At 52.7% G+C, this 21,127-nt stretch carries 19 protein-coding genes; 12 read left to right on the top strand and 7 right to left on the bottom strand.

Annotated features, from left to right (window positions below):
• Window positions 1-10 precede the first annotated feature (10 nt).
• The 5 genes from MUB23_RS08550 to MUB23_RS08530 form a co-directional block, all read right to left on the bottom strand.
• Window positions 11-718 carry an ABC transporter permease gene (locus MUB23_RS08550; RefSeq protein WP_244800000.1) on the bottom strand — a complete coding sequence of 236 codons (708 nt, stop codon included), beginning with the start codon at window positions 716-718 and terminating at the stop codon, window positions 11-13.
• Complete coding sequence (locus tag MUB23_RS08545) at window positions 718-1,662, bottom strand: ABC transporter ATP-binding protein (protein ID WP_244799999.1); 945 nt, start codon at window positions 1,660-1,662, stop codon at window positions 718-720. Before MUB23_RS08545 ends, MUB23_RS08550 begins: the two co-directional genes overlap by 1 nt.
• Window positions 1,663-1,944: 282 nt before the next feature.
• A complete protein-coding gene (gene dapB / locus MUB23_RS08540) occupies window positions 1,945-2,700 on the bottom strand; it encodes a 4-hydroxy-tetrahydrodipicolinate reductase (RefSeq protein ID WP_244799998.1) in 756 nt (251 codons plus the stop codon).
• Window positions 2,701-2,712: 12 nt separating this feature from the next.
• The gene (gene dapA / locus MUB23_RS08535) at window positions 2,713-3,600 is read right to left on the bottom strand and encodes a 4-hydroxy-tetrahydrodipicolinate synthase (protein WP_244799997.1); all 888 of its coding nucleotides are present in this window, start codon (window positions 3,598-3,600) and stop codon (window positions 2,713-2,715) included.
• Between the two features lie 89 nt (window positions 3,601-3,689).
• Window positions 3,690-4,316 (bottom strand): single-stranded DNA-binding protein, encoded by a 627-nt coding sequence (locus MUB23_RS08530; protein ID WP_244799996.1) that lies wholly within the window; start codon window positions 4,314-4,316, stop codon window positions 3,690-3,692.
• 277 nt (window positions 4,317-4,593) lie between these two features.
• Between MUB23_RS08530 and MUB23_RS08525 the strand changes: the two genes are divergently transcribed.
• The 7 genes from MUB23_RS08525 to MUB23_RS08495 all read left to right on the top strand — a co-directional run bounded on the left by MUB23_RS08525 (window position 4,594) and on the right by MUB23_RS08495 (window position 12,736).
• On the top strand, window positions 4,594-5,535 hold the full coding sequence (locus tag MUB23_RS08525) for a glycosyltransferase family 2 protein (RefSeq protein ID WP_244799994.1): 942 nt from the start codon (window positions 4,594-4,596) through the stop codon (window positions 5,533-5,535).
• The gene (locus MUB23_RS08520) at window positions 5,516-5,926 is read left to right on the top strand and encodes a GtrA family protein (RefSeq protein WP_244799992.1); all 411 of its coding nucleotides are present in this window, start codon (window positions 5,516-5,518) and stop codon (window positions 5,924-5,926) included. The genes MUB23_RS08525 and MUB23_RS08520 overlap by 20 nt, the downstream gene beginning before the upstream one ends.
• 1 nt (window position 5,927) lies before the next feature.
• A complete protein-coding gene (locus MUB23_RS08515; protein WP_244799990.1) occupies window positions 5,928-9,191 on the top strand; it encodes a YfhO family protein in 3,264 nt (1,087 codons plus the stop codon).
• Window positions 9,188-10,555, top strand: coding sequence for an argininosuccinate lyase (gene argH / locus MUB23_RS08510; RefSeq protein ID WP_244799989.1), 1,368 nt, complete (start codon window positions 9,188-9,190; stop codon window positions 10,553-10,555). Before MUB23_RS08515 ends, argH begins: the two co-directional genes overlap by 4 nt.
• A gap of 187 nt (window positions 10,556-10,742) precedes the next feature.
• Window positions 10,743-11,606: an AraC family transcriptional regulator gene (locus tag MUB23_RS08505; protein WP_244799987.1), complete on the top strand. Its 864-nt coding sequence runs from the start codon at window positions 10,743-10,745 to the stop codon at window positions 11,604-11,606.
• A complete protein-coding gene (locus MUB23_RS08500; RefSeq protein WP_244799985.1) occupies window positions 11,603-12,025 on the top strand; it encodes a DUF2000 domain-containing protein in 423 nt (140 codons plus the stop codon). Before MUB23_RS08505 ends, MUB23_RS08500 begins: the two co-directional genes overlap by 4 nt.
• A gap of 198 nt (window positions 12,026-12,223) precedes the next feature.
• Window positions 12,224-12,736, top strand: coding sequence for a CarD family transcriptional regulator (locus tag MUB23_RS08495; protein WP_244799984.1), 513 nt, complete (start codon window positions 12,224-12,226; stop codon window positions 12,734-12,736).
• Between the two features lie 84 nt (window positions 12,737-12,820).
• Here MUB23_RS08495 and MUB23_RS08490 read toward each other — a convergent pair whose 3' ends face one another.
• Together MUB23_RS08490 and MUB23_RS08485 are read right to left on the bottom strand one after the other, a co-directional pair.
• Window positions 12,821-13,435 (bottom strand): pentapeptide repeat-containing protein, encoded by a 615-nt coding sequence (locus tag MUB23_RS08490; protein ID WP_244799982.1) that lies wholly within the window; start codon window positions 13,433-13,435, stop codon window positions 12,821-12,823.
• 15 nt (window positions 13,436-13,450) lie between these two features.
• Window positions 13,451-14,095 carry a YigZ family protein gene (locus tag MUB23_RS08485; RefSeq protein ID WP_244799981.1) on the bottom strand — a complete coding sequence of 215 codons (645 nt, stop codon included), beginning with the start codon at window positions 14,093-14,095 and terminating at the stop codon, window positions 13,451-13,453.
• A 115-nt stretch (window positions 14,096-14,210) separates the two neighbouring features.
• On the opposite strand from MUB23_RS08485, the gene MUB23_RS08480 reads away from it, so the two are divergent.
• The 5 genes from MUB23_RS08480 to MUB23_RS08460 all read left to right on the top strand — a co-directional run bounded on the left by MUB23_RS08480 (window position 14,211) and on the right by MUB23_RS08460 (window position 21,026).
• A complete protein-coding gene (locus MUB23_RS08480) occupies window positions 14,211-16,880 on the top strand; it encodes a transglycosylase domain-containing protein (protein WP_244799979.1) in 2,670 nt (889 codons plus the stop codon).
• Between the two features lie 390 nt (window positions 16,881-17,270).
• Entirely contained in the window at window positions 17,271-17,549 is a 279-nt protein-coding gene (locus tag MUB23_RS08475; protein ID WP_244799977.1) for a YhdT family protein, read from the top strand.
• Window positions 17,539-19,047, top strand: a complete 1,509-nt coding sequence (gene panF, locus MUB23_RS08470; protein ID WP_244799976.1) for a sodium/pantothenate symporter — start codon at window positions 17,539-17,541, stop codon at window positions 19,045-19,047. The genes MUB23_RS08475 and panF overlap by 11 nt, the downstream gene beginning before the upstream one ends.
• Window positions 19,048-19,071: 24 nt before the next feature.
• The gene (locus MUB23_RS08465) at window positions 19,072-20,019 is read left to right on the top strand and encodes an alpha/beta hydrolase (protein ID WP_244799975.1); all 948 of its coding nucleotides are present in this window, start codon (window positions 19,072-19,074) and stop codon (window positions 20,017-20,019) included.
• Between the two features lie 68 nt (window positions 20,020-20,087).
• Complete coding sequence (locus MUB23_RS08460; protein WP_244799974.1) at window positions 20,088-21,026, top strand: magnesium transporter CorA family protein; 939 nt, start codon at window positions 20,088-20,090, stop codon at window positions 21,024-21,026.
• Window positions 21,027-21,127 lie beyond the last annotated feature (101 nt).

Genomic DNA, 21,127 nt, shown 5'->3' with positions numbered 1-21,127 from the left:
CCGGACCTCCTTAATGCCATCTGCGCTTATTGACCGACTGAATGCTCATAAAGACAAAAAAGCCGGCAACCGAAAGGAAATAGATCAAAGAGGGGAGATCCAGCAGGTTATTGGCAAAATTCATCAGCCGTTCCTGGATCGACAGACTGGTGAACAGGCTCCCCACCGCATCGATCGGAATTAATCCTCCGATATCGGACAGCAGATATAAAATCAAAAGCGCGCCGAAGGTACCGATACAGGCCAAAACCGGGCTTTCCGTCAGAGAAGAGATATAAAGCCCGATGGCAAGATACGCGCAGCCGCTCAGGAAAAATGCCAGAAGCATGGCGTAATCGGTCCGGAAATTCGGGGTTCCGTACTGAGAGATTACCAAAGGCCCAAGGGCGCAGACAACGCAGACCAAGAAATAGACCGACACCATGGCCAGGTACTTTCCAAGCACGATCTTCGTCACACTGACCGGCGAAGTCAAAAGAAGCTGGTCGGTCTTGCTCTTCCGGTCATCCGCCAGCGTCCGCATGGTCAAAATCGGAATGGCGATCATGAACACAAAATTCACGCTGTAAAGCGGGTAGGTAAAGCTCGCCACATAGTAATTGCTGAGATTATAGGCGGTAAAATACAGCCCGATGAAAAACAAGATAAATGCCATGAACAAATATCCGGTCAGCGATGTAAAATAGCTCTTGAATTCTCTTTTATAGACGGCAAGCATTATTCTCCCTCCTTTTCACCGGTCAGCTCCAGGAACAACTCCTCCAAGGAAACCTTATCCTGGCTCATCCCCAGAATCGGAAGCCGGTGCTCCGCAAAGAAGTAAAAGACCCGCTCCCGGATATCCTCCTCGTGTTTCGATGCCAGCAAAAGCCCCGCAGTGCCTTCTTCCTCGCCCGGCTTCAGCTCAACCACCTCCAGCTCGCTGTCTTTTTCCACCAGCGCCCGGACCTCCTCCGGCGTTCCCTTTACCAAAAGTTCCAGAGAGTTGGTGTGCTTGGCCCGGTTCGCCAGATTTTCGGCCGTATCGCTGGCCACCAGCTTGCCGTGGGAAATGATCAGGATGTGGTCGCAGACCGCGCTGATCTCCGACAAAATATGGGAGCTTAGAATCACCGTGTGCTCTCTCCCCAGGTTCTTGATCACATCCCGGATTTCGATGATCTGCTTGGGATCCAGACCGACCGTCGGCTCATCCAAAATGATAATCGGAGGCATGCCAAGGAGCGCCTGGGCTAAGCCGACCCTCTGCCGGTAGCCCTTGGACAGGTTTTTGATCAATCGGTCCGCCACATCTAGGATGCCGGCTGTCTCCATGGCCTCCTCGATATCGTCCCACCGTTTCTCCTTCGGCAGTTTTTTCAGTTCCGCTGCAAACTTCATGTATTCCAGCACAGTCATATCCACGTACAGCGGCGGCAGTTCCGGCAGAAAACCGATGCAGGCCTTGGCCTCCTCCGGCTCCTCCAGAATATCATGGCCGTCGATGATCACTTGGCCTGAGGTAGCCCCCAGATATCCGGTCATGATGTTCATCGTCGTCGATTTTCCAGCGCCGTTGGGCCCCAGAAAGCCATAGATCTGGCCTTTCTCCACGGTAAAGCTCAGGTTATCCACCGCCAGATGGTCGCCAAACCGCTTCGTGAGATTTTTGACTTCAATCATCTCATTTCCTCCCTAATAAATTTCCATTCCCGATGAATTGCTTTGCGGAGCGTTTTTTGTATCAAATAAGATAGAATTTCGCTCCGCGAAATTCTGCGCCGCAAATGCGTCGCGTCAGCGACATCTTCCTTTGCATTTGCGTGTGCATCCATAGCGGAGCGTTTTGTTTCATAGGGAATTCCAAAGGAATTCCCTATGAAACAAAAAAGCGCATCCTAGTGTCATAGGATACGCTCTAATTGTGATAATTTTCTGGTAAATCTGTGTTTATTTCGTGAACGGTCAGCCGATCACATCTCTCATATCATAGAAGCCAGCCGGCTTCCCTGCCAGGAACTTAGCCGCCGCCAGGGCACCCTTTCCAAAGATCGCACGGGAGTAGGCCGTGTGGGATATGGTAATCACCTCGTCGGTCCCGGCAAAAATTACGTCGTGATCCCCGACAATGGTGCCGCCGCGCACGGACTGGATGCCGATCTCCATCGGATCCCTTTTCTGCCTCTCCTGGGTGCGGTCAAATTTGTAGTGGTAGGCATTCCCCACCGAAGCGTTCATCACATCGGCCATGGCCAAAGCTGTGCCGCTCGGCGCGTCCACCTTGCGGTGATGATGCTTCTCGACAATCTCCATGTCGTACCCCTCTTTTGCGAGGACCGGCGTAATGGTCTCCAGCAGCTTAAAAATCAGATTGACTCCGACGGACATATTGGCGGATTTCAGAACCGCCACCTGCTCGCTGGTTTTCTTCACGGTCTGGATCTGCTCTTCGGAAAGGCCGGTGCTGCAAAGCACGCCCGGCAGCTTCTTCTCCGCCATCCCGGCTAACAGGGAATCCGTAGCCTTCGCGGAAGAAAAATCAATCACCACATCAGCTTTTACCGTACACTCCGAAAGGGAAGAAAACACCGGATATCCGTTTCTCTGCTCCGTATTGATATCAATCCCTGCCACAATCTCGATATCCGGATCCTCGGCGGCCATCTGGGTAATCACCTGTCCCATTGCGCCGTTGCATCCGCTCATGATCGCACGTACCATTTTTTTCTCCTATCAATTCAACAGGCCCATATCGGCCATGGCTTTTTTCAGTCGTTCTACATTCTGCGGCTCCATCGGACTCATCGGCCGGCGCAGCGGTCCCACATTCATGCCCATCAGGTTCAGGGCGGTCTTTACGGGGATCGGATTCACCTCGCAGAACAGCGCGTTGATCAGCGGGATCGCCTTGAGCTGGAACTCTCTGGCGGCTTCCACATTTCCGCTCATGTAATTCATCACCATATCGTGGGTCTCTTTCGGCATGATGTTGGAGAGCACCGAGATGACTCCCAGTCCGCCCAAAGAAAGGCTCGGCAGCACTTCGTCATCGTTTCCGGAATAGATATCCAGATCCGTCCCGGCCAGGTTCGCCGTCTGGGCGGTCTGGGCCAGATTGCCCACGGCATCCTTGATCGCCACGATATTTTTGTTTTTCTTCGCAATCTCCGCAGCGGTTGCCGGCAGGATATTGCAGCCGGTCCGGCTCGGAACATTGTACATGATGATGGGGAGCTCCACCGACTCTGCAATCATGGTGTAATGCTCCACCAGACCCTTCTGGGTCGCTTTATTATAATAAGGAGTGACTACGAGCAGGCCGTCCGCTCCGTCCTTCTCCGCATCCCTCGACAGCTCAATGGCGGTCTCGGTGCAGTTGGAACCGGTACCGGCGATGACCGGTACCCGGCCGGCCACGCGTTTAATGCAGTAGCGGATCACTTCCTTATGTTCCTCAATGGAAAGTGTCGCACTCTCACCGGTAGTTCCACAGATGATAATCGCGTCGGTCTGATTGTTAATCTGGAAATCGATCAGCTCTCCCAGTTTCTCAAAATTGACCTCATAATTATCCTTAAAAGGGGTTACGATTGCTACGCCTGCTCCTTTAAAAATTGCCATGCTAAACTCCTCCTCTAGCGTCTTGCTTAAGGAAAAATTTTACCATTCTTTTGACCCGTTGTCAACTAGGCCGGAATGGTCCCATTCGATTATTCGACATATTCCAACTTGCTGACGGACACCTCATAGGCAATCCTCTTCTCCACTTCCTCCTCGCTGATTTTCTTCGTGTACTCCCGGCTTTGCACCCGGCCCCAGACGCGGATCCGGCTCCCCACCTCAAAACTTGACGCGTAGCGGGCATTTCTGCCCCAGGCAATGCAGGGTATGTAGTCTGATTTTCCATACGGGCGGTTCACTGCGATCAAAAGATCGGCGATCTCCCGTCCCAGCGGCGTCTTCCGGTAAATCGGCGCCTTGCACAAAAAGCCGTCCAGATAAATCTGATTCGTTTTTGTACTGTCGGAATAATCCTCCGGGAAGTTAATTTCTCTGGCAAAGACAGACAGCACCAGGCGGTTCCGGTTGCCCTCGTGGCGGTTGAAAGAACGGAACTGACCGGTAGCTTCGATGATGCCTCCCCGGTAATCTCTGTTCACATCCATCAGCCTCTCCGAGACCATCAGCGGAATTTCATCGGTCTGGTCGCTAAGCCGGTTTACCAGGATTGTCGTAAGATAGAAGCCTTCACCGAACACTTCATGGCTGAACGTAAATTCCGACGCCACCTCTCCGACAACGCTCACTCGATTGTTCTCCAGAATTTTCTCTGACATTGGTACATTTCCTCCTAAACGATGGTTTCCTCCCTGCGGGGAGTCTATTAGCATATATATTCCCAGGAATTCCCCGCTATACCAAAAACCGGTCGAGTAAATCCGACAGAATCCTCCACCCCTGCAAAATTTAAATGAAACTATACAAAATTGCATTTCGCAAAATCACGGCTGCAAATCGTAATGCAGGACTGTATAACTGGGTTCTTTACATTTTCACTTCTTTATATTAAAATGGACAAGAGTGTCGGGTTACGTCAGACCGGAAAGGATATTTATGAACACAGTCGATATCATAGTCCCATGTTACAACGAGGAAGAGGGACTTTCTGTTTTTTATCAGGAAACGCAAAAAGTGCTGGATACGATTCCCAATTACCAATTTACATTTTTGCTGATCAACGACGGCAGCCGCGACGGCACGCTGGACGTCATGAAGACGCTGGCAGCCGAACACGCCAATGTGAAGTTTCTCTCCTTTTCCCGGAATTTTGGGAAGGAAGCCGCGATGTACGCCGGACTTACCTACTCCGTCGGGGACCTGGTCATCATCATGGACGCCGATCTCCAGCACCCGCCTGCCATGATTCCGGACATGCTGGGGGGAATCGAGGAAGGCTACGACTGCTGTGCGGCCCGCCGCTCCAACCGGGAAGGGGAAAGCAAGATCCGCAGCGCATTTTCCAATCTGTTCTATAAGCTCAGCAATCGGATGACCGATGTGCGGATGGCCCAGGGGGCCGTGGATTTTCGGATCATGACCAGGCAAGTGGTGGACTCGATCCTGAAACTTTCCGAGGTAGAACGGTTCTCCAAAGGAATTTTCGCCTGGGTCGGTTTCAACACCAAATGGTATCCTTATGAGAATATTGAGCGGGCCATCGGAACAACCAAGTGGAGCTTTTGGGGACTGTTCAAATATGCGATCGGAGGAATCACCTCCTTTTCCATCTCGCCGCTCCGCCTGGTGACGGGAATGGGTTGCTTCATCTCCCTGTTCGCATTTTTGTACATCGTGATTACCCTGGTCAAAACCATGATCACCGGCATCGATGTTCCCGGCTATGTGACGCTGCTTAGCGCCGTTTTGTTCCTCGGCGGTATCATTGAGCTTTCGATCGGTATTTTAGGCGAATATATTGCCCATATTTATATGGAAGCAAAGGACCGCCCAATTTTTATTGTAAAGGAGACCAATCTTGATAGAAAAAATCCGTAAGCTGCTGAATCCGGAGACTGTCTCCTATCTGGTCTTCGGCGTACTGACCACGGTGGTCAACTATGCCGTTTACTATCCCTGCCGGTACATTGGGATTCCCTATTGGATCGCCAATGTGATCGCCTGGATCTTTGCCGTAGCTTTTGCTTTTGTCACCAACAAGCTGATTGTATTCAAGAGCAAATCCTTTGATTCCAAAGTCCTGATCAAGGAAATCGTCCTCTTCGCCGGAGCCAGAATCTTTTCTCTGGTCTGCGAGACCGGCTTTCTGGTCTTTACGGTGGAAGCGCTGCATTTCAGCGACGGGATTATGAAGCTGATTGCCGCCGTCTTCGTGGTCGTGATCAATTATGTGTTCAGCAAACTGTTCATTTTCAAGAAGGAGAAGTAGTATGACCTTAAAGAAAAAGCACACGATGGAGGAACGGCTTCCTCTGATTCTTGCCTTCGTGATACCGATTTTGATTATGATCGGCGTATTCGCCGGAAAATCCATCTATCCCTTTGGGGAAAAGAGCTTTCTGCGCACCGACATGTACCATCAATACGCGCCCTTCTTCAATGATTTTCTGGTACGCCTGAAGGAAGGCGGGAGCCTGACCTACGCCTGGGATATCGGCCTTGGCAGCAACTACATCGCGCTGTTTGCCTATTACCTCTCCAGTCCGTTCAACTGGCTGCTGTTTTTCCTCCCCCAGAGCCTGATCATCGAGTTCATGACCTACCTGATCGTGCTGAAAATCGGTCTTTGCGGTTTTACGATGACCTGGTATCTGCGGAAAAAGTTCCGGACCAACAATCCCGGCATGGCAATCTTCGGCATCTGCTATGCGCTATCCGGCTACATGGCGGCCTACAGCTGGAATATTATGTGGCTGGACTGCCTGTGGCTCGCGCCGCTGATCCTCCTCGGCCTGGAACGGCTGGTCAAAGAAAATAAGCCCTTCCTCTACTGTGTAACGCTGGGGCTGGCGATTTTGACCAACTACTATATTTCCATCATGCTGTGCCTTTTCCTGGTCCTGTATTTTATTTGTCTGGTGATTCTGCTTCCGAAGCAGAGCCTGCGGCAATATCTGATCAAGATCGGGAATTTCGCCCTGTTTTCCCTGATTGCCGGTGGGCTCGCGGCCGTTTTGCTGGTGCCTGCGGCCTATGCGCTGATGACGACGGCTTCCGCCGATACGACGTTCCCCTCTGCTATGACCTCCTACTTCTCCATCGTCGAGATGTTAGCCCGTCATCTCGTGGATGTAGAGGTCGAAATCGGTCTGGACCATTGGCCTAACCTATACAGCGGCATTTTAGTTTTTCTATTTTTGCCGATGTATTATATGAATTCAAAGGTATCTTATAAGGAAAAGATTGTCAAGACAATTTTGCTGTTCGTTCTTCTTTTGAGCTTTTCCTTAAATATACCAAACTATATCTGGCATGGTTTCCACTTCCCGAACAGCCTGCCGGCCCGCCAGTCCTTCCTCTACACCATCATTCTGCTGGTGATGTGCTTTGAAGGATTTCAGGGATTTTCCTCCCTGTCCAAGGGCCGTCTGGTCGGATGTTTTTGGGGCGCGGCAGGGCTCATTTTGATCCTGGAGAAATTGGTGACGGCGGAAGAATTCGCCTACCATGTATTCTACGTCAGCCTGATTTTCTTAGGGTTATACACGCTGATGCTGTACCTGCAAAAAACCAAGCGCCTCCTCTCTTCCACTGCCTTTGTGCTGATCATCGGCATTCTGGTCATTGAGATGGGGCTCAACACGGCGGTGACCAGCGTGACCATCACCAGCCGCACCGAATATTGGAAGAACACGGAAAATTATAGAAAGCTGCTGGCGGACACCGGCGACGAGTCTCTGTTCTACCGGGTGGAAAAAGATACCAGAAGAACGAAAAACGACGGCGCCTGGATCGGCTATCCGTCGGCGTCCATCTTCTCCTCCACCACCCATGCCGGTATCAGTGATATCTATAAAAAGCTGGGTTTGGAGGGAAATACCAATGCCTACAGTTTCACCGGGGCAACGCCTCTGATGGCCTCGCTCCTCGGAGTCAAATATACGCTGACCACAGATCAGCTCCCGGAATCCCAGCTTTACCGCTATCGGACCTGGGAAGACACCACGTATCTCTATGAAAACTTGTATACGCTGCCGCTGGGCTTCACGATCCCGGCGGATACGGCGGATCTTTGGAGCTTCACCGGATCCAATCCGGCCAAGGTGCAGAACAGTTTTGTGAACATCACCACCGGAGCCGGCGACGTGCTGACCAAGATAGAGGGAAGCGCCACCGGAAGCACTTACACGGCGACTCCCAGCGAGCGGGCTCATCTGTTCGCCTATATCGAAACCAATAAAGCGGACAAGATCACCGCCACCGTGGGCGGCTCCACCAAAACCTATGACAACGTCAAGCGCGGCTACCTGTTGGATTTGGGATACTGTGAAGCCGATGAAGTCGTAACGTTGAAATCCACCGACGAGGAAGTCACCTCCCTGGCCGCCTCGGTCTACGCGTTCAACGAAGCCAACTTCATTCAAGCTTACGAGAAACTAAACAGCGAGCCGCTGGCCTTGACCGAATTTACCAACACCTTGACCCAAACCAAGGTTTCCGGTACGGTGACCGCTGCCTCTGACTGCATGCTTTTTACCTCCATCCCCTATGAAAAGGGCTGGACCGTACTGGTGGACGGAGCCGTGGTAGAAGCCGAAGAATTCGCCGAGTCTTTCCTGACGGTCCCGCTTACCGCCGGTACACACACGATTGAGATGACATATCTGCCGGAAGGCCTTGCCACCGGAGCCCTGATCTCTGCGGCCAGCCTTGGCGCGCTCCTGCTCTTAGCACTCCTGGCCTTCATGCAGAAGCGCTCCCGGATGAAAAAAGCCGGAGCAGGAATCCCGGCGGATGAGAGTCCTGCTCCGGAAGGTCCAAAAGACGGCTTGCCGGACTCCGGGAGAAAACCGTTGCCCTTGGAGACGGCACAGGCTGAGCCTGCCGAGGAGAAAGACGTTCAGGTCATTGTTCTGCCGGCCGATACGTCAGCACCGGCAGTGGAAAAAAATCCGGCCCCAGATTCGGAACCGGCTAAGGTTTCACCGGAACCCGCACTGGCGCCCGAAAGAGAAAATGTTGGTGTATTGTCCGCACCCGCACCGGCGCCAGATAAAGAAACCGCGGGTATATTGCCCGGATCCTCTCCGGCTCCCGACGCAGAAACCGCGGATATATTGCCCGGATCCTCTCCGGCTCCCGGCGCAGAAACCGCGGATATATTGCCCGGATCCTCTCCGGCTCCCGGCGAGGAAGTGAAAGAGATTTCGGATCCACAAGCCTCATCCGACGCTCAAAGAGGAAACCAGAAGCGCCGCTCCGCCTTCCTGGATCCCTTCGCATCGGAAGAACTTTCCGCTACGCTCCTTCCTGACGAAGAAGCTGAATGGGATGAAGATTTGGCCGCCGAACTAGCCGCCGACCGGGAAATGGAAGAACATCACAGAAGATCAGCGGCAAATCTCTCCGTCACGGATCTGGACGAAGAGGAAGAGCCGGAGGAGAAAAAAGAACAGCTGGACCCGGAACTGTTAAAAACAAAAAGGGAACTGGAAGAAATTCTAGCGAAGCTGGAAAATGGAGGAAAGAAATGAAACTTTGGGGAGGAAGATTTACCAAAGAGACCGATCAATTAGCGTATGCGTTCAACGCGTCCCTGTCCTTTGACAAACGCCTGTACCATCAGGACATCACCGGCAGCATGGCCCACGTAAAAATGCTGGCCAAACAGGGAATTCTGACCGAAGCGGAGCGGGATGTGATCCTGGACGGCCTTTCCGGGATCCTGGCCGATGTAGAGGCCGGTACGCTGGTTCCGGACGAGACCCAATACGAAGACATTCACAGTTTTATCGAATCCAACCTGATCGCCCGTATCGGGGACGCCGGCAAAAAGCTTCACACGGGCCGCAGCCGCAACGATCAGGTCGCCCTGGATATGAAACTCTATGTCCGGGATGAGATTTCCGAGCTGAACAGCCATCTGATGGATTTGCTGGATGTCCTGGAAGCTCTGATGAACGAGCACGCGGAAACCTACATGCCGGGATTCACGCATCTGCAAAAGGCCCAGCCTACCACGCTGGCTCACCATCTGGGTGCTTACTACGAAATGTTCCGGCGGGATCTCTCTCGCCTGGCCGACACCCACAACCGGCTGAATGAGTGCCCTCTCGGCGCAGGAGCCCTGGCAGGCACCACCTATCCTCTGGACCGGGAATACACGGCGGAGCTTTTAGGTTTTGACGGGCCGACCGCCAACAGTATGGATTCTGTCTCCGACCGGGACTATCTGATCGAGCTTCTTTCGGATTTGTCCACGATCATGATGCACTTAAGCCGTTTTTCCGAGGAGATTATTCTCTGGAATTCCAATGAGTATCAGTTTGTGGAAATCGACGACGGCTACAGCACCGGCAGCAGCATTATGCCGCAGAAAAAGAATCCGGATATCGCAGAATTGGTCCGCGGCAAAACCGGCCGTGTCTACGGCCACCTGATGGCCCTGCTGACTACCATGAAAGGATTGCCGCTGGCTTACAACAAGGACATGCAGGAAGACAAGGAAGGCGTCTTCGACGCGATCGACACGGTCCTGACCTGCCTGACCCTGTTTACCGGCATGGTAAAGACTCTTCGCTTCCGCAAAGAAAACATGAAAAAGAGCGCGGTCAACGGCTTTACCAACGCCACCGACGCCGCCGACTATCTGGTGAAAAACGGAGTGCCTTTCCGGGATGCCCACGGGATCATCGGGCAGCTGGTTCTGCTCTGCATTGAAAAGGGAATCGGCCTGGACGATCTTCCGCTTTCCGAATACCGAAAGATCAGTCCGGTCTTTCAGGAGGATATCTACGATGCCATCTCCTTAAAGACCTGTGTGGAAAAACGCATGACTCTGGGCGCTCCCGGCGAGCTGATGACAAGGCTCCGCCAAGACCCCGGCACGGAGAAGTAATTCCTTTCTGACTTAAAAGACCGCGGTATCTCCGCGGCCTTTTTATTGCGCTCCGTTAAAAAAGCACACTTTATTCTGCTTCTCACCTCTTCAGAAGCAGCGAACCGCTGAATGTCTTTCAGATGACGCTATTTTACAAGATTTTTTATCTTTCATCCCGTATAATTTCCCCAGAAAGGAGGCAACGATGCCTGCCAAAAAAGAAATCCGAACGATCTGTTACGATGAAGATTTGCACGTAGAAGCTTACTGCCTGGAAGGCATTGTCCGCCCGTTTCCCAGTCATTTTCACGACCATTATGTGATCGGCTATATGGAAAATGGAGCAAGACGCCTGACCTGCGGCGGATGTTCCCAGTTGGTAAAGAAGGGAGATATCCTGATCTTTCACCCGGACGACACCCACTCCTGCCAGCCGGAGGGCGAAGAGCCGCTGGATTACCGGGGTCTGAATCTATCCGAGAAAACCATGCGCGAGCTGGCTTTAGACCTGACAGGCTCCGGCTATCTGCCCCGTTTTTCCCAGACAGTTTTGCAGGACGAAGAAATCCTTTCCGGCCTGCGGCGGCTTCACCTGCTTGTAACCGGGGGCGCGCCGGCATGGGAAAAAGAAGAACTTTTTCTTCTGACCTTTTCCGAGCTGTTCCGCCGTCACAGCCAGCCTCCCCAGGCGCCTCTCCCCGAATGCAGGAAAGAGGTGGAGAAAGCCTGCCGTTTTCTCCGGGCCCACTACGCCGAACCGCTCTCCCTCCATCAGTTGGAGAAGATCACCGGCCTCAGCAAATCGACGCTCCTCCGCTCTTTCACAAAGTGGAAGGGAACGACGCCCTACCGATACCTGGAAGGGGTCCGGATGAATCAGGCAAAAAAAGCGCTGGAACAGGGAGCACGTCCGGCTGAAGCGGCTTTGGCCGCCGGTTTCTCTGACCAAAGCCACTTTACCAACTTTTTTAGCCGGTGCACCGGGATCACCCCCGGCGCTTACCGGGAAATTTTTTTGGATAAGCTCCCGGAAACGGAATGCAGGAAAGAAAGGAATCAAAAAATATGAGCAGTAATGAAAAGAAATGTGTGGTCCTGCTGGACGCTTCTCTTCCCTCCGGCGTCGCCGCCAACACGGCGGCCATCCTCGGCATGTCTCTTGGAAAAGAATGGCCGGAGGCCGTGGGTCCTTCAGTGACGGACCGGAGCGGATACCGCCATGCCGGCATCGTTCAGATCCCGATCCCTGTGCTGAAAGCGACCCCGGAACAAATCCAGGATATCCTCTGCAAGCTTAATCAGCCAGAATTTCAGGATATGGAAGCCGTCGATTTCTCCGATCTGGCCCAGGGCTGCAAAACTTATGATGAGTTTATCGAAAAAATGGCCAAGGCGGAAAGCGAAAGCCTTCATTACCTTGGCCTCGCCCTGTGCGGGAATAAAAAACAAGTCAGCCGCCTGACCGGAAGCCTGCCTCTACTTCGCTGAGTTTAGGCTTCCCGCCGTATTTTATGAAGCGGCAGAGGAACGAAATAAAAAACTTTGGCATTTGCCCTTACATTTCTTCGAAATCTATGTTAAAATAAAATAGCAGCGTGCTGTTCCCAATTGACTAGCCAGTTGTAGGAGCACGCTGCTTTCGTTTCTCATTCACCTGCCATTCATAGATTCGGAGGTTAATCGAACATGTTTTCAAAAGGTGATATTATCGTTTATGGCAACACCGGCGTGTGCCGGGTGGAAGAAGTAGGGCCTCTTTCCATTTCCGCCGCAAAAAAAGATACTATTTATTACCGTCTGCTCCCCTATTATGGCGGAGGCGTCATCTATACACCTGTGAATACCAAAATTTTTATGCGTCCTGTTTTGACCCGAAAGGAAGTCGACCGGCTGATCGATTTGCTTCCGGAGCTGGAAGCCACCTCTTATGACTCCCACAATTTAAAGCTGCTCTCCGACCAGTACCAGGCCGCGATGCAGACGCACCAGAGTGAAACGCTGCTGCGTTTGATGAAGAGCACCTACCGCCGGAATCAGGAATCCATTCGGAGCGGCCGCAAGCCGGGCCAGCTGGATATGGATTACCGTAAGCGGGCCGAAAAGCTGATTTACGGGGAATTCGCCGTGGTGCTCGACATCACCTACGAGGAAGTTCAGACCTATATTGAAAGTAAGTTAGGCGAAAAAGAGACCGTCTAATTCGTCCGGACTGCTCCCAAAAGGGAGTTTTTATGGAAGCAGCACAGGTTTACCTGTGCTGTTTTTCTTTCTTCTCTCTGTGTTTTAAACAACCACGATTCCCAGGCGCTTTGCCAGCTCGACTGCCTGCCATGCGCTGAATTTCGCCCCTTCCACTTCCTTCCAGGTATCTGACAGCAAAAGGCCTCCCACCTCGCACTCGGAAAAATCCATGCCTTTCAGTATGGTCTGGAAAAAATCGGTGCTCTCAAACCGGTTGTCCTTCATTTTGATCTTTTTCAGTTTCACCTCGGACAGAGAAGCGCTGACAAAGCTGGATCCTGTAATCTCCACATGTTCCCAGACGGAGCGGCTCCCATTGGCATAGTCCAGATTTACCGTCTTCATCAAAACGTCATGAATCGAGGCTTCGCGAAAATCAGCTCCCTGCCCTTTACAGTTTTCCATTAGCACTTTCTTCCAATAACTCCGCGCAAAGGAGCAATTTGAGAAATCGCAGTCCGTCCACACGACCTCCTGGAAAGAAGAGCCTTCAAAATCACATTCCCAAAAGCGGCATTTTTCCAGCCGCACGGAGCGAAAATCCACTTTTCCCCCCAGCAGCCCGGCCACTGATTCCCCCCGAAACACCTTGCCGATGATCGGTGTTTCCTCCGCCGCGGCTTCCCGCAGGCAGGACGCAAAGTCTTCCTGTTTCATCTGATTCCCCCGTCTTTATAAAATGAGAAGTTCTTTCTCATAAAATGCAAAATCCGCTTTCCGCAGCTCCTCAATCCTGGTGCGTCCTGCCGTGGCTTCCGTCACCTTGGCCCGCAGCTCGCCGGCCTGCTCCGCAGGAACCATATAAGAAAGCTCCGCCACATCCGTGTACTCGCTCCCGGTCTCCGTCAGCCCCATACTCCCGGCAATATACTGGATTTTTCCAATTCCACTATAATCACAGACAAATTTCATCTCCACGCCCGGATGTTTTTCCAAAACAATGCTCTCGGCAAGCCCAGCCTTCGCCGCCTGCCCGTACGCACGCACCAGTCCGCCGGTCCCCAAAAGCGTTCCGCCGAAATACCTGGTCACCACCACGCAGGCATTGCAGATCCCCTCGCCCAAGAGCACATCCAGGATCGGCCGGCCCGCCGTCCCGGAAGGTTCGCCGTCGTCGCTGCAGCGGGTCACCGGATTTTTCTCCCCGATCACAAAGGCCGAACAATGGTGTCTCGTGTCCCAATACTTTTTGCGTATGGCCTCCAGAAATGCCATGGCTTCGTCTTCCGAACGGACCGGAGCCGTCTCCGCGATAAAACGGGATTTTTTTTCGACAATTTCTCCGACTCCGCCTGCATACAGGATTTTTACCGCCATCCTCCGTTCCTCCTCCTCTTTTTTGCTTCTCCTAGTCTACCACAGCTTACGAAAGATTTCACTTTATTTATTTGCGACATTCTGATATAATATTAAGTTATAAGGAGGAATTTCCATGGATTTTGGCAGGAAAGGAACCCAGAAGCAGTTGAAACAGCTTCAGTCCAAACGAAAGAAGCTGCAGACAAAGTCTGCAATCAGTGTTTTCAAACTGTTTCTGGTTGCTATTTTATTTGTCGGAACCGTCGGAGGCTGCCTGCTTTACGGTATGGTAAACGGCGTGCTTCACGACTCCCCGGATATGGGGGATATCGATGTGTCTCCGAAGGGATTGGCCACCAAGGTCTATGACGCAAAGGGGAACGAAATCGAAACCTTGATTGCGTCCGGAGCCAACCGAAGCCCGGTGACTTATGATCAGATTCCGAAAAACTTGGTCAACGCCTTTGTCGCCATTGAGGACTCGCGTTTCTGGACCCACGAAGGGGTGGATGTGCGCGGCGTGCTCCGCGCCAGTTATCTCCTGTTTTCCAGCGGCGGAGAAAAGACTCAGGGAGCCAGCACCATCACCCAGCAGCTGATCAAAAACAATGTCTTTGAGGGCGGCGCGGAAAAAACGCTCGGCGCTCGTTTTGTACGGAAAATCCAGGAGCAGTACCTTGCCATCGAGCTGGAAAAGTCGATGTCCAAGGAAAAGATTATGGAGAACTACCTGAATACGATCAACCTTGGCGCCAACAGTCTCGGCGTTCAGACAGCGGCTAAGCGGTATTTCGGTAAGGATGTCAGCGACCTGACCCTCTCCGAATGCGCGACAATCGCCGCGATTACGCAAAACCCCTATAAATATAACCCGATTACCCATCCGGAAGAAAATGTCAAGCGCCGGAATACGGTTTTAGAGTATATGGAAGAACAGGGCTATATTTCCAAGGAGCAGCGCCAGGAGGCTTTGGCCGACGACGTGTATGACCGGATTCAGAAGGTAAACGCCACCTACAAGACCAATCAGAGTCCCTACAGCTATTTTGTGGACCGTCTGACCTATGAAGTGGCGCAGGACCTGCAGGAAAAGCTGGGCTACACGGAGGATCAGGCTTACAGCCTGCTCTACAGCGGCGGCCTGCAAATTTATACCACGCAGGATCCGGACATTCAGGCGGTGGTGGACAACGAGGTCTCCAACCCGGACAACTATGAAGAGTCGGTCACCCAATACTCGTTTACGGTGAAAATTACAATCAAGCACCCGGACGAAACCACCAGCACCTACACGGAAAATGACATTAAAAAATATTACGAGAAAAAACTGGATTTTAAAACCCAGGATGAAATTTATGCTCTGATTCAGGAGTTTGAGGACAGCGTCATGGAGGAAGGCGATCAAGTTTTAAGCGACGCGCCAGACATCACGCTTCAGCCCCAGACTTCGGCTGTGGTCATCGACCAGACCAACGGCCACGTGCTGGCAATCACCGGCGGACGCGGTGAGAAGACCACCAGCCTTTCCCTGAACCGCGCCACCAACACCAGAAGACAGCCTGGTTCCACCTTCAAGGTTCTGACCTCTTTTGCCCCGGCGATCGATGCGATGGGACAGACACTGGCCAGCACCTACTATGATGAACCGTATACCTACGGCGGGAAGACGTTTAAGAACTGGTACAGCTCCAGTAAATTTGCCGGGTATGCCAACATCCGCCAGGGTATTGTCTACTCGATGAATATCGTTGCTTTGAAGTGCCTGATGGAAACCGTCACCCCGAATCTCGGCTTTGAATATGCGGAGAATTTCGGGATCAACACCTTGGTCAAGGAGAAAGACATGTACCCTTCCCTGGCCCTCGGCGGTGTCTCTCAGGGTGTTACCAACATGCAGCTGACCGCGGCATACGCTTCCATTGCCAACGGCGGCGTCTATAATCAGCCGATTCTGTACACGAAGATTCTGGACAGCGACGGTAAAATCCTGATCGACAACGAGCCGGAAACCCACCGCGTAATCAAGGAATCGTCCGCCTTCCTGTTAACCAGTGCCATGCAGGAATCCATGGAGGATAAGAAATTAAACGGACTGTTTAGCTCCAGCAGTTCTGCCGCACACCTGGAAAACATGTCAGCGGCCGGTAAGAGTGGTACGACCAGTGATGTCAACGACCTCTGGTTCGTCGGATACACCCCATACTACACCATGGCGATCTGGAGCGGCTTTGACGACAACTCCAACATTCCGAAGGAAACCGACCGGGATTATCACAAGATCATCTGGAAAAAGATTATGGAACAGATCACGGCGGGGAAAGCGGACATTGGGTTTGATATGCCGGATGATATCGTACAGGTGGAGATTTGCAGTAAGTCGGGCAAACTGGCCACAGATGCCTGCAGAAGCGACGCCCGCAGCCGTGACTCTGTGGTTTATACGGAATACTTTGCAAAGGGTACGGAACCGACCGAAGAATGCGACCTGCACTACTATGTCACCGTCTGCAGCGAATCTCATATGAAAGCCGGCCCGTATTGCCCGAAGACAACGTCCGTCGCCCGCCTGAGATTGCCGGAGGAGACAACCGGCACTACCCAGGACAGCGAACTTGCCGGATACTCCAGGCAGAAGTGCGATCTCCACACCTCCCCTGTCGTAGAGATTCCCACAGTTCCCGGAGACGGAACCACTCCCGGCACTACTCCCGAAACCACCCCCGGCGACAACACCGGAAACCACGGGAACAGTACCGGCGGCTCCGGAAACCACGGCGTAGATACCACAACGACAACGCCTTAGAACAAAAGCTATACCGCACAGAGTCTTTTCTCTGCCCGGTATAGCTTTTTTATTAGACTGTCCCAGGATTCCCCGGACAACATCATTTTGCTGGCATTTTCCCTTTACAAATCCCCCTCCCCGTGGTATATTCACCTTGTGGATAGTATTCAATTTGAAACTATACCCGGAAATTTCATCTATTTCTGGTAAGCCGGAGCATTCCTTCCGCAAAATCCGCCTGTATCCAAATGGAACGGGACGGCCATATCGGACACGGGAATGGTACGGTTCTCGTTTTGGAATTCTATCCATCCGCTTTTCCGGGTCCGAACCGGAAGGCGGATGTTTTTTGTTGTCTCTTCGGCAGACAACATTAAATCTCTACCAACTGGTATAAGGAGGGATCCCATGAAACCCATGACTCATGAGGAAAAAAACCGGCAGATCCGAAAAGAAGCCCTGGCAACCGTTCTTTTGTTTCTGCTCTGCTGCGCCTGGCACGTCGGCTTCGGCTACGGCCTGTCGGGCTGCGACATCACCGTATTCCACCTGCCCCTGTGGTGGCTGATCAGCACGCCCGGCGTTTTTGTGGTCGCTGTAGCTGGCGTCCTTTTCCTGCTGAAAAAGGTGTTCGTCAACTTTGATTTTGAGCAAGAAGAAACGGAGGAAACCGGAGATGTCCACTAATCAGATTATTATTCTCATCATCCTGCTGGTCTATATGGCGGCCAATGTGATTCTCGGCCTTGTCATGAGCCGCCGTTCCGCCAAGGAGCATGCCTCCCACGGCTTTCTCCAAAATTACTTCGTGGGCGGACGCTCCATGGGAGGCCTGGTGCTGGCGATGACCCTGGTGGCTACCTATACCAGCGCCAGCTCGTTCCTCGGAGGCCCCGGCCTTGCCGCTTCCTGGGGGCTGTCTCAGTCCTGGGTGGCTGCGATTCAGATCGGCACGGCCTTCCTGACCCTCGGCGTGATTGGAAAACGCTTCGCGATCATTTCCCGGAAGATCCACGCCGTCACGGTCACAGACTATTTCCGGGCCCGCTACCGCTCTTCCGCCGTCGTCATCCTCTGCGGCCTCTGCCTGGTTGTCTTCTTCATCACGCAGATGGTGGCCCAGTTCATCGGCGGGGCCACGCTGGTGCAGTCGGTGACCGGCCTCCCCTACTGGGCCGGTTTGGCTCTCTTCGGGCTGATCGTAATCCTCTACACTTCGATCGGGGGCTTTAAAGCGGTTGTCATCACAGACACGCTCCAAGGCATCATTATGACCTTCGGCACCTTCCTGCTGCTGTTCTTCGTGATCCGGGCAGGCGGCGGCATGGAAAATCTGACGACTCAGCTGGACGCCATGAATCCCGGCTGGAATCTGATCGGCAAAGGTCCTTACGGGGCCGATACCACAGCGCTGTCCCCCGGCTATATGATCTCCTTCTGGGTTTTGGTCGGCGCCGGCGTATTGGGCCTGCCCCAGACCGCTGTCCGCGGCATGGGCTTTAAAGATACCCATTCCATGCACCGGGCCATGATCTACGGCACCATTGTCGTGGGAATCTTGATGATCGGCATGCACTTTGCCGGAGCTTTGACGCTTCCGCTTCTCCCGGAGGGCGGCATTGCCAGCACGGACCAGGTGATTCCATACGTGGTGCTGAATTACATGCCTGCCTGGGCGGCCGGACTGTTCTTAGCCGCACCGCTGGCTGCTGTTATGTCCACGGTTTCCTCCTTGCTGATCCTGGCCTCCGCCACGATTTTAAAAGATTTGTACCTGAACTACATCGTCGGCAAAGAGCCGGAACGCCGCCAAAAAGCAGAAAGGAAACTTCCGCGCTACAGCTTTCTACTGACCGCGGTTCTAGGATTGATCGTGTTCCTGATTTCCCTGAATCCCCCGGATATCATTGTCTGGATCAATCTGTTTGCGATGGGCGGCCTGGAAACCACGTTTTTCTGGCCTCTGATCGGCGGCCTTTATTGGAAAAAAGGAAACAGCACCTGCTGTATCGTTTCGATTGTGGTCGGACTTGCCGTCTTTATCTTCTTTAATCAGGTAAAGATTGCCCCGTTCCATATCCATGAAATTGTGTTTGGCCTGGCGGCAGGCGGAATCGCTTACTTTGTCACCGGTCTGCTGTCCAAAAAGAAGCTGGACGAAGAGACGCTCCGCAACTGCTTTTAAGCCCTTTTTGAAAGGAGGTTCCTCATGCCTTTGGATCCCCAAGTAGCAGCCTTCTACGCGCGGAAAAAGACCTTGGAAAACCGCGGCTCCTGCCCGCTCACCATCGAACAGATGCGGCAGCAGGCGGATGCCGCGTTCCACGACAGAATCGAACGCACCGATATCTACCAGACGGAGGAGCGCCGGATTCCCACGCCGGAAGGACCGATTCCGGTCCGCCTTTACTGGCCGGAGGACAGGGACTATCTTCCGATTCTGCTTTATTTTCACGGCGGCGGTTTCATCATGCACAATCTTGCAAGCCATGACTCTCTTTGCCGGATGTTAGCGAAAAAAGGGCGCTGCCTGGTGGTTTCTGTCGGCTATCGCCTGGCCCCGGAATTTCCTTATCCTGCCGCGGTTAACGACGCCTATGCCGCGCTGCAGTGGGCCTCCCAGAATGCCTCGATCATCGGCGGTGACGCCCAGTATCTCTACGTAGGCGGGGACAGTGCAGGCGCCAATATAACCGCGGCCCTCTGCCTCATGGCCAGAGACCGGAAAGGCCCCTCCATTCGGGGACAGCTGCTGTTTTACGGCACTTACGGCTGTGTGTCCACGGAAGAGTCGAAATCCGTCCGTCTTTTTGGCGGCGGAGACTATGTCCTGCCAACCCCCATGCTTCTTCTCTGCGAGGGCCTTTATACGCCCCTCGGCATGGATCACAAGGATCCTTACCGCTATCCTGGAAGAGCGGCGGATCTCTCCGGCCTTCCTCCTACATTTTCCGTGACAGGGGAGTACGATCCGCTGCGGGACGACGGGGAAACATTTGCCCAAAAACTTTCCGAGGCGGGAAATGAGGTGACGCAGATTCGCGCTCCCGGCATGATGCACGGCTTTTTGCTCTACTGGTATGAATTTGACCGGGCCCAAAGTATCTTGTCCCAGGCGGGACGGTTCTTAAGAGCCGCCAAAGAGCCAAAATCTTAGCCCGCCGGCGCTTTCCATTTTCCCAAATCCGCGTTATACTATTGATATAACCGGAAAGGAGTCCGCTCATGTATTATACCTGCCATGACGGCGTACTGGAAAAATTTCCAACCCTTGGGAAGCACAATGAGGACACGGTTACCATCGGTTATCTGACGCTGGATCAATTCGCCGAGTGCTATCAGGATCTTGGCTTCTCAGAGGAAAGCTACGAAGCCTGCCGCTTTGCCCATCATCGTTCCCACAGCACTCTGGAAGTCTACGACTGCTTTAGCTTTGTAATCCTTCACCTTCTGAATATAGAGCAAGTACAGGAGCCCAGGAAAAAGCTGGCGATCTTTTTCCGCAAGAATTTTATGCTTCTGGTCGGCTTAGAGGAACCGGGCCGGGAATGGGAAGATATGCTCTCCACTGTGGCGGAACATGCCGCCAGTCAGTTTACCATTGAGCGAATTCTCTGCGGAATTTTAATCCGCCTTCTCGGCAGGAGCAACGATATCTTGGAAGAATATGAACAGCGAATCCTGGAGATGGAAAAAAAGATCCTCGACAGCGAATTCGACCGGGAAATCAACCGGACGATCTTCGGCATGAGAAACGATCTGACCATCCGGAAAAACTATTTCCAGGATCTGCTGTCCTTCAGCGAGGCCTTGCAGGAAGATGAAAACGACCTGTTTTCGGACGATACGTTCCGCTACCTGCACATTTTCGACGGCAGGGTGGACCGTTTGATCGGAAATACCCAGATTCTCTGCGAAAGCCTGATCCACGTCCGGGAAACCTATCAGGCCGCATTGGATTATAACCTGAACAACACGATGAAGATCTTCACGGTAGTCACCACCGTGTTTTTGCCGCTCTCTTTGATTGTCGGCTGGTATGGCATGAATTTCACCAACATGCCGGAACTGACTTGGAAATACGGTTACTTAGCCGTCATTCTCTTAAGCGTGGCTGTGGTCATCTTTTGTTTCTGGTTTTTTAAAAAGAAAAAGCTTCTCTAAACGCAAAAAAGGCTGCCCATTCCGGCAAACAGTTTGATTCGCCGGAGGCAGCCTTCATTTATATTAAAAGCAAGGCCCGACCTGCGGACGCTTACTTGAAA

This window comes from Cuneatibacter sp. NSJ-177, from assembly GCF_022867805.1.
GTDB lineage: Bacteria > Bacillota > Clostridia > Lachnospirales > Lachnospiraceae > Pseudolachnospira.
Note: the sequence above shows the minus strand (reverse complement) of the source record. Positions and strands in the feature narration are given on the sequence as shown.

Coding starts and splice junctions, on each gene's coding strand:
- MUB23_RS08550 (WP_244800000.1), bottom strand. CDS start 718: ATGCTTGCCGTCTATAAAAGAGAATTCAAGAGCTATTTTACATCGCTG.
- MUB23_RS08545 (WP_244799999.1), bottom strand. CDS start 1,662: ATGATTGAAGTCAAAAATCTCACGAAGCGGTTTGGCGACCATCTGGCG.
- dapB (WP_244799998.1), bottom strand. CDS start 2,700: ATGGTACGTGCGATCATGAGCGGATGCAACGGCGCAATGGGACAGGTG.
- dapA (WP_244799997.1), bottom strand. CDS start 3,600: ATGGCAATTTTTAAAGGAGCAGGCGTAGCAATCGTAACCCCTTTTAAG.
- MUB23_RS08530 (WP_244799996.1), bottom strand. CDS start 4,316: ATGTCAGAGAAAATTCTGGAGAACAATCGAGTGAGCGTTGTCGGAGAG.
- MUB23_RS08525 (WP_244799994.1), top strand. CDS start 4,594: ATGAACACAGTCGATATCATAGTCCCATGTTACAACGAGGAAGAGGGA.
- MUB23_RS08515 (WP_244799990.1), top strand. CDS start 5,928: ATGACCTTAAAGAAAAAGCACACGATGGAGGAACGGCTTCCTCTGATT.
- argH (WP_244799989.1), top strand. CDS start 9,188: ATGAAACTTTGGGGAGGAAGATTTACCAAAGAGACCGATCAATTAGCG.
- MUB23_RS08505 (WP_244799987.1), top strand. CDS start 10,743: ATGCCTGCCAAAAAAGAAATCCGAACGATCTGTTACGATGAAGATTTG.
- MUB23_RS08500 (WP_244799985.1), top strand. CDS start 11,603: ATGAGCAGTAATGAAAAGAAATGTGTGGTCCTGCTGGACGCTTCTCTT.
- MUB23_RS08495 (WP_244799984.1), top strand. CDS start 12,224: ATGTTTTCAAAAGGTGATATTATCGTTTATGGCAACACCGGCGTGTGC.
- MUB23_RS08490 (WP_244799982.1), bottom strand. CDS start 13,435: ATGAAACAGGAAGACTTTGCGTCCTGCCTGCGGGAAGCCGCGGCGGAG.
- MUB23_RS08485 (WP_244799981.1), bottom strand. CDS start 14,095: ATGGCGGTAAAAATCCTGTATGCAGGCGGAGTCGGAGAAATTGTCGAA.
- MUB23_RS08480 (WP_244799979.1), top strand. CDS start 14,211: ATGGATTTTGGCAGGAAAGGAACCCAGAAGCAGTTGAAACAGCTTCAG.
- MUB23_RS08475 (WP_244799977.1), top strand. CDS start 17,271: ATGAAACCCATGACTCATGAGGAAAAAAACCGGCAGATCCGAAAAGAA.
- panF (WP_244799976.1), top strand. CDS start 17,539: ATGTCCACTAATCAGATTATTATTCTCATCATCCTGCTGGTCTATATG.
- MUB23_RS08465 (WP_244799975.1), top strand. CDS start 19,072: ATGCCTTTGGATCCCCAAGTAGCAGCCTTCTACGCGCGGAAAAAGACC.
- MUB23_RS08460 (WP_244799974.1), top strand. CDS start 20,088: ATGTATTATACCTGCCATGACGGCGTACTGGAAAAATTTCCAACCCTT.